11 protein-coding genes and 1 pseudogene are annotated in these 9,485 nt (G+C 69.8%); all 12 read right to left on the bottom strand.

Features of this window, described 5'->3' with window-relative positions; translation table 11 throughout:
• Nucleotides 1–490: pseudogene (locus ACK4ZD_RS06110) on the bottom strand (protein TolA); the annotation flags it as partial.
• Between the two features lie 25 nt (nucleotides 491–515).
• Nucleotides 516–944, bottom strand: a complete 429-nt coding sequence (locus ACK4ZD_RS06105; RefSeq protein WP_409659674.1) for a biopolymer transporter ExbD — start codon at nucleotides 942–944, stop codon at nucleotides 516–518.
• 13 nt (nucleotides 945–957) lie between these two features.
• Nucleotides 958–1,671, bottom strand: a complete 714-nt coding sequence (gene tolQ / locus ACK4ZD_RS06100) for a protein TolQ (protein WP_409659672.1) — start codon at nucleotides 1,669–1,671, stop codon at nucleotides 958–960.
• Nucleotides 1,668–2,090, bottom strand: a complete 423-nt coding sequence (gene ybgC, locus ACK4ZD_RS06095) for a tol-pal system-associated acyl-CoA thioesterase (RefSeq protein WP_409659670.1) — start codon at nucleotides 2,088–2,090, stop codon at nucleotides 1,668–1,670. Before ybgC ends, tolQ begins: the two co-directional genes overlap by 4 nt.
• A 77-nt stretch (nucleotides 2,091–2,167) precedes the next feature.
• Complete coding sequence (locus ACK4ZD_RS06090) at nucleotides 2,168–2,557, bottom strand: TssQ family T6SS-associated lipoprotein (protein ID WP_409659668.1); 390 nt, start codon at nucleotides 2,555–2,557, stop codon at nucleotides 2,168–2,170.
• Nucleotides 2,558–2,561: 4 nt separating this feature from the next.
• Nucleotides 2,562–4,250 (bottom strand): serine/threonine-protein kinase, encoded by a 1,689-nt coding sequence (locus ACK4ZD_RS06085; protein WP_409659666.1) that lies wholly within the window; start codon nucleotides 4,248–4,250, stop codon nucleotides 2,562–2,564.
• A gap of 123 nt (nucleotides 4,251–4,373) precedes the next feature.
• Nucleotides 4,374–5,540, bottom strand: coding sequence for a pyridoxal phosphate-dependent aminotransferase (locus ACK4ZD_RS06080; RefSeq protein WP_409659664.1), 1,167 nt, complete (start codon nucleotides 5,538–5,540; stop codon nucleotides 4,374–4,376).
• A gap of 12 nt (nucleotides 5,541–5,552) precedes the next feature.
• On the bottom strand, nucleotides 5,553–6,029 hold the full coding sequence (nusB, locus tag ACK4ZD_RS06075; RefSeq protein WP_409659662.1) for a transcription antitermination factor NusB: 477 nt from the start codon (nucleotides 6,027–6,029) through the stop codon (nucleotides 5,553–5,555).
• The gene (gene ribH, locus ACK4ZD_RS06070) at nucleotides 6,026–6,490 is read right to left on the bottom strand and encodes a 6,7-dimethyl-8-ribityllumazine synthase (RefSeq protein ID WP_409659660.1); all 465 of its coding nucleotides are present in this window, start codon (nucleotides 6,488–6,490) and stop codon (nucleotides 6,026–6,028) included. The genes nusB and ribH overlap by 4 nt, the downstream gene beginning before the upstream one ends.
• 27 nt (nucleotides 6,491–6,517) lie before the next feature.
• Nucleotides 6,518–7,618: a bifunctional 3,4-dihydroxy-2-butanone-4-phosphate synthase/GTP cyclohydrolase II gene (ribBA, locus tag ACK4ZD_RS06065; RefSeq protein ID WP_409659658.1), complete on the bottom strand. Its 1,101-nt coding sequence runs from the start codon at nucleotides 7,616–7,618 to the stop codon at nucleotides 6,518–6,520.
• Nucleotides 7,619–7,643: 25 nt separating this feature from the next.
• Nucleotides 7,644–8,276: a riboflavin synthase gene (locus ACK4ZD_RS06060; RefSeq protein WP_409659657.1), complete on the bottom strand. Its 633-nt coding sequence runs from the start codon at nucleotides 8,274–8,276 to the stop codon at nucleotides 7,644–7,646.
• A gap of 55 nt (nucleotides 8,277–8,331) precedes the next feature.
• Nucleotides 8,332–9,414 carry a bifunctional diaminohydroxyphosphoribosylaminopyrimidine deaminase/5-amino-6-(5-phosphoribosylamino)uracil reductase RibD gene (gene ribD / locus ACK4ZD_RS06055; RefSeq protein WP_409659680.1) on the bottom strand — a complete coding sequence of 361 codons (1,083 nt, stop codon included), beginning with the start codon at nucleotides 9,412–9,414 and terminating at the stop codon, nucleotides 8,332–8,334.
• Between the last annotated feature and the right edge of the window lie 71 nt (nucleotides 9,415–9,485).

The following is a 9,485-nucleotide window of genomic DNA, read 5'->3' as shown; positions in this document are numbered from 1 at the left end:
GGCGCTTTTCGGCCTCGGCCTTGCGTTGCTGCTCGAGCCGCTGCTTCTCGGCCAGTTCGCGCTTGAGCCGCTCGGCTTCTTCCTGCTTCTTGCGTTCGGCTTCGCGGCGCTGGGCCTCCTCGCGCTTCCTGCGTTCGGCTTCCTGCAGCTCGCGCTGGCGCTTGACCTCGGCCTCCTTGCGCTGCTTTTCGATGGCCAGCTCGGCCTCGCGGTCGGGCGCGGGGGGCGGGGGGGCCGGAGCCGGCGCCGGCGCCGGCTCCGGCGGGGGGGGAGGGGGCGCGGGAGCCGGGGCGGGCGGCGGCGCTGCGGCCTGCGGCACGGCGGCCCACAGCTCGGCTTCCACGGCATCGGGGGCGCTGGACTTCCAGTTCACGCCCAGTGCCAGGGCCCCGATCAGGGCCGCGTGCATGCCCAGCGCGATCGCCAGACCACGGCCGCGGGCGTCTGGCGAGGGAGGCAGCAGGTCGTCGCGTTCGCTGGAAGACGTCATGGACGGTACGGCTCCTAAGGCAGGGTCAGCCGCCTTGCTGGCGCACGAGCAGGCCCACGCGCTCGAAGCCGCCGGCGCGCAGCCGCGACATCACGTTGACCACCGCTTCGTAGCGTACGCTGCGGTCGGCCGAGATCACGATGGGGGCATGGTCCACTCCCTGGATCGCGGCACGCACGTCCTGCTCAAGGCGGGGCAGGGTGGTGCGGCCCGTCTCCTTGCCGTCCACGCGCAGCCGCAGTGCCTCGTCGGTGCCCACCACCACCTCGACCACCCGCTGCGGCGGTGCGGCCGCACGGCCCACGGTGGGCAGGTCCACCACGGCGGTGGTGATCAGCGGTGCGCTGACCATGAAGATGATCAGCAGCACCAGCATCACGTCGATGAAGGGCACCATGTTCATCTCGCTGATGGTGCGGCGGCGGGCACCGGAACGGGAGGCAACGGCAGGCATCGCTGACTCCCGGTCAGTGGGCGGGCGCGCCCGTGGGCTGCCCCTGGGGCCACTGGCCCACGTTGCGCTGCAGGATGTTGGAGAACTCCTCGATGAAGGTCTCCATGCGGATGGCCACCTGGTCGATCTGACGCGCGAAGCGGTTGTAGGCCATCACCGCGGGGATCGCGGCGAACAGGCCGATCGCGGTGGCCACCAGGGCCTCGGCGATGCCGGGGGCCACGGTGGCCAGCGTCACCTGCTGCAGGTTGGCCAAGCCGGTGAAGGCATGCATGATGCCCCACACCGTGCCGAACAGGCCGATGTAGGGCGCCACCGAGCCCACGGTGGCCAGGAAGGACAGGTGGTGCTCGATGGCGTCCATCTCGCGCTGGAAGCTGGCGCGCATGGCGCGGCGGGCGCCGTCGAGCAGCGCCCCCGCATCGGTGACGCGCCGTTCGCGCAGCTTCAGGAATTCACGCATGCCGGAGGCGAAGATGCGTTCCATCGGCCCGCCCTTGCGCGGGTTGTCGCTGGCCAGGTGGTACAAGTCGTGCAGGTTGCGACCGGACCAGAACTCGCGTTCGAACTCCTCGTTGAGCCCGCGCACGCGACCCAGGCCGAAGAACTTGCCGAAGATCACCGTCCAACTGGCCAGCGAGAGGAACATGAGCAGCAGCATGACCAGTTGCACGATGAGGCTGGCCTGCGCGATGAGTTGGATGATCGACAGATCCTGGTGGGTCATTCGAGTTCCTGAAGCAGTTCCTTGGGGATGCGTTGCGGGCGCAGGGTCTGCGCATCGACGCACCCGATTCTGATCTCACCTTCGGCCAGCAAGGTTCCATGACGTAACGCCTGCTGCCAGATCACCATCGAGGCGGCCTTGACCGAGGAGACGGCCACGCTCACCTCGAGCAAGTCGTCCAGACGGGCGGGTTGCAGGTAGCGCACGGCCGTGTGGGTGACCACGAACATCACACCCGTTTCCCGCCGCATCGCCTCTTGCGAGTACCCCCGCGCGCGCAGCCATTCGGTGCGCGCACGCTCGAAGAACTTGAGGTAGTTGGCGTAGAAGACCACACCGCCAGCGTCGGTATCTTCCCAGTAAACGCGCACCGGATGGCGATGGACGACGCAGGCAGGGTCGGCGATGGAGGCTGGCATGGACGGGGCAGGCCCTGGCCCGGCGGGGGCGGGCCGGCAAAACCGCTATTATCGCCGCGCGCGGTAAGGGCCGCGGCTTACTGCCGGCTCTTGAGGAAGACCGGCCCCCACAGCGGGTGGCCTGCCTCGGACTTGCTCAGATCGAAGCTGGGGTCGGCGGCTCGCGCGGCCCGGAAGGCTTGCTCGCACTGGGCCTGGCGCTGGGTGGTGCAATAGATGAAGGCCAGGTGCTTGTGGGCGGCGGCCTGGTCCTTGGGCGAGGCCAGCCCCGCCTGCAGGGCCTGGTTCAGCCGGCGCTCGGCTTCGGCATATTGGGCATCGTCGTAGGCCCTCAGCCCAGCCAGCAAGGCGCCTTCGGCCGGCCGGGCGGCCAGCTCGGTCACCCCCACCACGGAAGGTGTCACGGACAGGGGGGCGCAGCCTGCCAGGGCCAGCGCAGCCAACAACGTACTCGTCAGGGCTTTCATCACGTCAGGGACCGGAGGCGGATTCGAACTTGTGCCGCAGGGTCACGGGCTGGCCGGGGCTCACGGTCACGGTCACCCGGTGCGGCGGGAAGGCGTCGTTGCGGATGGTGATCGTGTGCCGCCCTTCGGTCAAGGTCAGGCGGTTCAGCGGCGGGGCGATGCCGGCCGGGGCTCCGTTCACCTCGACTTGGCCCCAAGGGCTGATGGCCAGCACCACCTCGCCGGTGGCCAGTGGCGCCCCTGTCGTTGCCGCGGCGGCCGGACTGCGGCTGGCCTGGCGGGGGGCGGCAGACCCGGAGGAGGACGGGCGCTCGCGGGCCGCCGCGGGACGAACCGCTGCCGGGACCGCGGCCGGAGCCGAAGGCGCCTGGGCGGGGGCGGCCGCGTCCTCGGGCCTGGCCATGTCGGCCGCAGGCCCGGGGGGTGGGGTCTCGGCCACGGCGGCCAGGGCGGCACTGGCTGCCGGGTCGGGCAACGGGGCCGGTGCGGGCAGGGTCGCGGCGGGCGGGGTGGCTGCGACTGGCTCGTCGGTCCACCAGGCCAGGCTCAGCCACAAGGCCGCACCGGCAGACACGCCGGCCGCCACGGCCAGCGCCAGCCGGCCCAGGCGCCGGCGGTGGTGTTCGCGGGCCAAGGTGTCGTCGTGCTCCTCGGCGTCGGCTTGTTCCTCGATCCAGTGCCGCAGTTCGCGCGACAGCGCCCGTGCCGAGCGGTAGCGGTGTTCCGGATCCTTGGCCATCGCCCGCGCGACGATCTGCGACAGCGCCGGCGGCACCGCCGGGTTGAGTTCGTGCAGCGGCGCCGGCTGGTGATGCAGCACCGCCTCGGCGATCTCCGACAGCGTCGCTCCCTGGAAGGGACGCACGCCGGACAGCAGCTCGTACAGCACCACCCCGAGCGAGTAGACGTCGCAACGGCGGTCCACCGGGTCGTGGCGCACCTGTTCGGGGGCCATGTAGTAGGGCGAGCCGGCCGCGAAGTCGTCTTCGGTGCCTGACTCCTGCTGGCTGGCCACGCGCGCGATGCCGAAGTCCAGCACCTTCGGCTGGGTGCGGCCGGTCATGAAGATGTTGGCTGGCTTCACGTCGCGGTGGACGATGCCTTTGGCATGGGCGTAAGCCAGGGCGTCGGCGGCTCGGCGCACGATCAGCGCCGCCTCCACCGGCCGCGGCCGCCAGCCTTCTTTGAGGAGCTGACGCAGATCCTTGCCCTTGAGCAGCTCCATCGCGATGTAGGCCCCTTGCGGGCTGGTGCCGGCATCGAAGACGGTGACGATGTGCGGATGGTTGAGGCTGGCCACCGCGCGGGCCTCGTTCAGGAAGAGGCTGTGGAAGCGCTCGCGGGCCTCGGCAGATAGCTCCAGCCCCAGGGTCTTGATGGCCACCAGACGCGACAGCAGCGGATCCTGGGCGGCATAGACCGTGCCGAGCCCGCCTTCGCCCAGGCGGTACTTCAGCGCGTAGCGCCCAATGTGGCCGATCGTGGGCAGCTCGTCAGGGGGGATCGATGCCGGGCCGGCCCGGCTCGATCCAGGGCCTCCCATGGGCCCCTCGGGTTCGCCAAACAGTGAACCGTGGGCAGTGTCGAGCTGCTGGGTGGAATCGAAAGACTGCGACGAATCCTGCCCGGCGCGCGAGCGCCGCGACCGGGCTTGCTCCGGGGTCAAGGCGAAGATGGTCTTCTGGAAATCCACGTGCGCAGCTTAGACCAAGCCCGAGGCGAGTCGCGCGAGCCCAGTGTGAGAAATGCCCGCGAAAAGTGCTTCCGGCGGTAAGTTGTGTGTCCCGGTCTGGGCGAAGCCCGGCCCCGGGGGGCCTCACAGGCAGCGTTGCAGCCGGGCGACGGCTTCCTCGAGCTGGGCCATGGCCGTGGCATAGGACAGGCGCAGGTAGCGCTTCGTGTCGGCCTGGCCGAAATCCCGCCCCGGGGTGATGGCCAGGTGGGCGCGGTGCATCAGCTCGAAGGCGTGGTCCCAGCTGTCGGGCGCGAAGGCCGAGCAGTCGGCCCAGGCGTAGAAGGCACCATCGGGCATCACCGGCACGGTCAGCCCCAGGCGGTTGAGGGCGGGCACGAGGAAGTCGCGCCGGGCGCGGAACTCGGCACGGCGGCGTTCATACTCGGCCAGGCTCTCGGGCTCGAAGCAGGCCAATGCCGCATGCTGCGCCACGGCGGACGGGCAGATGTAAAGGTTCTGCGCGAGCTTCTCGACCACGGCGACCATGGGCTCGGGCACCACCATCCAGCCCAGGCGCCAGCCGGTCATGCTGAAGTACTTCGAGAAGCTGTTGATCGTGACGACATCGTCGCCCTGCGTGAGTGCGCTCACGCCGAAGGCCTCGTCGTAACTCAGGCCGAGGTAGATCTCGTCGACGATCGTGACCCCGCCGCGGCTGCGCACCTGGGCGACGATGCGATGCATCTCGTCCGGGGCGATGGACGTGCCCGTGGGGTTGGACGGCGAGGCCAGCAGCACGCCACGGGTGCGTTCGGTCCAGGCGGCCTCGACGGCCGCGGCACTGAGCTGGAAGCGCTGTTCGGGGCCGCTGGGCAGCATCACCGCCCGGCCTTCCGCGGCCGACACGAAATGCCGGTTGCACGGGTAGCTCGGGTCGGGCATCAGGATCTCGTCGCCGGGCTCCACCAGGGCCAGGCAGGCGAGCTGCAGTGCGCCGGAGGCCCCGGCCGTCAGCACGATGCGCCGTGCGGGCACATCCACGCCAAAGCGTTGCGCATACCAGGCGCTGATGCGTTCGCGCAAGGGCAGCAGGCCCAGGGCATCGGTGTACTGGGTGCGGCCATCACGCAGGCAGCGCTCGGCAGCTTCGCGCACCAGGGGTGGGGCGGTGAAGTCGGGTTCGCCGATGTTCAGGTAGATCATCGGCTCGTCGCGGCAGGCCGGGCTGCGCGCGAGTTCCGCGGCGGCCTTGGCGCATTCCATCACGTAAAAGGGCGCGATGTGCGCGGTGCGCGAGGCGAACTTCATGGGCGGCAGGCCTCAGGCACGCGGGGGGCGTGCGGCTTGCACCTCGGCCGGGCGCAGATCGGTCGCGGCCTTGTCGAGCACACCGTTGACGTACTTGTGGCCATCGGTGCCACCGAAGCTCTTGGCCAGTTCGACGGCTTCGTTGATGACCACCTTGTAGGGGATGTCCAGGCAATGGCGCAGTTCGTAGCAGCCGATCAGCAGCACCGCGTGCTCCACCGGCGAGAGCTCGCTGGTCTTGCGGTCCACATGGCGCGCCAGTACGGTGTCCAGGTCGGCTGCTTCCACGATGCAGCCATGCAGCAAGGCGTCGAAGTGGGCCGTGTCGCACTTGGGAAAACCATCCTGCTCGCGCACGTGAGCGTCGATCACCCCGGGGTCGCTACCCGAGAGCAGCCATTCATACAGCCCTTGGAGCGCGAATTCGCGCGATCGGCGGCGTGCCGACTTGGCTGGTGCACGGCGGGTCTTCGAGGAGCTTGCAGTCACGACAGGTCTTCCAGCAGGTTGGCCATTTCCACGGCCACGCGGGCCGCGTCGCGCCCCTTTTCGGCGGCCCGCGCCCAGGCCTGGGCCTCGTTCTCCACCGTGAGGATGGCGTTGGCGATGGGCAGCTCGTAGTCGAGCGAGACGCGCGTGACGCCCGCACCGCTTTCGTTGGCCACGAGCTCGAAATGGTAAGTCTCGCCGCGGATGATGCAGCCCAGGGCGATCAGGGCGTCGAAGCGGTCGCTCTCGGCCAGCGCCTGCAGGGCCACCGGCACTTCCAGCGCGCCAGGCACGGTGACATGCTCGATATGCTTGTCAGCCACACCCAGCGCGGCGAGTTCATTGCGGCAGTGCAGGGCCAGCAGGTTTGTGATGGATTCATTGAAGCGGGCCTGCACGATGCCGATGCACAGATCCTCACCTTCCAATCGGGCCGGGCGGCCCTTGTCAGCGCCTTGCATGCCTGAGCCTTTCTTCTTCGCAGTCGTTCACTGATCCGGGCCGATGAAGGCCGTCACTTCCAGGCCGTAGCCCACCATGCTGGGCATGCGTCGCGGGCTGCCCAGCAGCTTCATCTTCGTGACCTGCAGGTCGCGCAGAATTTGGGCTCCCACGCCGTAGGTGCGCAGGTCCATCTGCGCCGGCGAGCGCGGCGGCGGGGTCGTCTGGCCGGGCGCAAGGTGGCGCAGCAGCTCCTCGGTGCCTTCACCGCAGTTGAGCAGCACGGCCACGGCACGTTCCTCTTGCTGCAGCCTGGCCAAGGCCCGGCCCAGCGGCCAAGAATGCGTGCATTCGCCCACATCGAGCAGGTCCAGCACCGACAGCGGTTCATGCACCCGCACCACCACCTCGTCTTGCGGCGTCCATCGCCCCTTGACCAGGGCCAGGTGCAATCCACCCGATCGGTCACGGTAGACGGTGCAGTCGAAGCCGCCGTGCGGCGTGTTGAGCCATCGCTGGCCCAGCCGCTCGATCAGCGATTCATTACGGCTGCGGTACTCGATCAGGTCGGCGATGGTGCCGATCTTCAGGCCATGCGTTTGCGCGAAAACCTCGAGGTCGGGCAGCCGGGCCATGCTGCCATCGTCGTTCATGATCTCGCAGATCACCGCGGCCGGCGTCAGGCCGGCCATGCCCGCCAAGTCGCAGCCAGCCTCGGTGTGGCCGGCACGCATGAGCACGCCGCCGTCCTGGGCCTGCAGCGGGAAGATGTGCCCGGGCTGCACGAGGTCGGAGGGTTTGGCGTCTCGGGCCACGGCCACCTGGACGGTTCGGGCCCGGTCGGCCGCCGAAATGCCAGTGGTCACGCCGGTGGCGGCCTCGATCGACACCGTAAACGCCGTGCCGTGCTTGGTGCCGTTGCGCGTGGCCATCGGCGGCAGCTGCAGCCGTTCGCAACGCTCGCGCGTGAGGGTCAGGCAGATCAGGCCACGTCCGTACTTGGCCATGAAGTTGATGGCCTCGGGCGTGACATGGTCGGCGGCGAGCACCAGGTCGCCTTCGTTCTCGCGGTCCTCCTCGTCGACCAGGATGACCATGCGGCCGGCGGCCAGCTCGGCGACAAGCTCAGGAATGGGGGAGATGGGCATAGGGGTGGGATTGTAGGGGCCGGGTTCAGTCGAGCGCCGGCTGGGCAGCACCCAACATGCGCTCGACATAGCGCGCGATCAGGTCGATCTCCAGGTTGACGCGCGCGCCAGGGGCGAGCCGCCCCAGCGTAGTGTGCTCGACCGTGTGCGGAATGAGATTGATGCTGATCTCGGCACCGTCCGGGCGGTCGTTGACGCGATTGACCGTCAGGCTCACGCCGTTGACCGTGACCGAGCCCTTGTAGGCCAGGAACCGGGCCAACTCGGCCGGAACGAGCAGGCGCAGCTCCCAGGACTCGCCCACGCGCGCAAAGTGCGTCACCGTGCCCAGGCCGTCCACATGGCCGCTCACCAGGTGCCCGCCCAGGCGGTCGCAGGCGCGCAGGGCCTTTTCCAAGTTGACCCAACCCGGCGCATCCAGTCCCGCCGTCTTGGCCAAGCTTTCGGCCGAGATGTCGATCGTGAACCGCGCAGCGCCGGTGTCGAAGCTCGTGACGGTCATGCACGCGCCGTTGAGCGCGATGCTGTCGCCGAGCTGAACATCGTCCAGGTAGCCCCGCGGGGCTTCGATGAGCAGGCGCTTGCCATGGGCGGGGCTGTCGCCCAGGGGCGTGACCTCGAGGATGCGGCCGATGCCGTTGATGATGCCGGTGAACATGGGCCCCATTGTCGCAGGGAGCCGGTCGGCATGCCGTCTGGCGGGTCAAGCCTGCTCAGAAACGATCGCGCCCCGGCGGCCGAGCGCGCAGGCGCAGGTCCGGGCCGACCCGCTCGATGTCGAGGAAGGCCAACGCCGGGGCGTCGTCCAGCGAAGCCAGCGGGCCAAAGCGCATCATCTCCCGCCCTTGGCCGATGAGCCGGGGCGCCAGGTAGACCAGGTACTCGTCGACCAGATCCTCGCGCACGAACGAGCCGTTGAGCTTGTGCCCGGCCTCCACGTGCAGTTCGTTGATGCCGCGGTGCGCCAGATCGGCCAGCATCGCGCCCAGGTCCACCTTGCCGCCTGGGCCGCTCAAGCGGGTGCACCGGGCACCGGCCGCCTCCAGGGCGGCGCGCCGGGCCGGGTGGTCCTCGGCGTGGTAAATCAGCGCCTCTCCCGGTGGCGGCAGGATGCGGGCCGTCGGCGGGGTCTCCAGCCGGGAGTCAACGACCACCCGCAGCGGCTGGCGGGGCGTGTCCACCTCGCGCACGTCCAGGCGCGGGTCGTCGTCCAGCACCGTGCCGATGCCGGTGAGCACCGCGCCGGCACGGGCACGCCAGGCATGGCCGTCGGCACGGGCCGAGGGGCTGGTGATCCACTGGCTGCGCCCGTCGTCCAGGGCCGTGCGCCCGTCCAGCGAGGCCGCGACCTTCAGGCGCACCCACGGGCGGCCGCGCAGCATGCGGGAGAAAAAGCCGAGGTTCAGCTCGCGCGCTTGCTCGCCCATCAAGCCGACGTCCACCTGCACGCCCGCGGCTCGCAGCCGCTCGATCCCCTGGCCGGCCACCAAGGGGTTGGGATCCTGGACAGCCACCACCACCCGGGCCACGCCTTCGCGGATCAGCGCGTCGGCACACGGGGGGGTGCGGCCGTGGTGGGAGCAAGGCTCCAGGGTCACATAGACCGTCGCCCCCCGGGCCGACAGCCCGCGCGCACGTAGCAAGGCCAGGGCCTGGGCCTCGGCATGGGCTTGGCCGGTGGCCTGCGTGTGGGCGGCCACCCGCTGGCCGTCGGGCAGCACGATGACACAGCCCACTGCGGGGTTGGGCGGGCACACCCGCAGCGCCTGCGCCGCCTGGGCCAGGGCCTCGCGCATGTGCCGCGCATCGCCGGGATCACCTGTCTGGGGGAGAGAACTCACCGAAGCATCCACATAGACTCCCGCCC

The sequence above is a fragment of the Caldimonas sp. genome (assembly GCF_046291045.1).
GTDB lineage: Bacteria > Pseudomonadota > Gammaproteobacteria > Burkholderiales > Burkholderiaceae_C > Caldimonas.
Note: the sequence above shows the minus strand (reverse complement) of the source record. Positions and strands in the feature narration are given on the sequence as shown.

Coding starts and splice junctions, on each gene's coding strand:
- ACK4ZD_RS06105 (WP_409659674.1), bottom strand. CDS start 944: ATGCCTGCCGTTGCCTCCCGTTCCGGTGCCCGCCGCCGCACCATCAGC.
- tolQ (WP_409659672.1), bottom strand. CDS start 1,671: ATGACCCACCAGGATCTGTCGATCATCCAACTCATCGCGCAGGCCAGC.
- ybgC (WP_409659670.1), bottom strand. CDS start 2,090: ATGCCAGCCTCCATCGCCGACCCTGCCTGCGTCGTCCATCGCCATCCG.
- ACK4ZD_RS06090 (WP_409659668.1), bottom strand. CDS start 2,557: ATGAAAGCCCTGACGAGTACGTTGTTGGCTGCGCTGGCCCTGGCAGGC.
- ACK4ZD_RS06080 (WP_409659664.1), bottom strand. CDS start 5,540: ATGAAGTTCGCCTCGCGCACCGCGCACATCGCGCCCTTTTACGTGATG.
- ribH (WP_409659660.1), bottom strand. CDS start 6,490: ATGCAAGGCGCTGACAAGGGCCGCCCGGCCCGATTGGAAGGTGAGGAT.
- ribBA (WP_409659658.1), bottom strand. CDS start 7,618: ATGCCCATCTCCCCCATTCCTGAGCTTGTCGCCGAGCTGGCCGCCGGC.
- ACK4ZD_RS06060 (WP_409659657.1), bottom strand. CDS start 8,276: ATGTTCACCGGCATCATCAACGGCATCGGCCGCATCCTCGAGGTCACG.
- ribD (WP_409659680.1), bottom strand. CDS start 9,414: ATGCGCGAGGCCCTGGCCCAGGCGGCGCAGGCGCTGCGGGTGTGCCCG.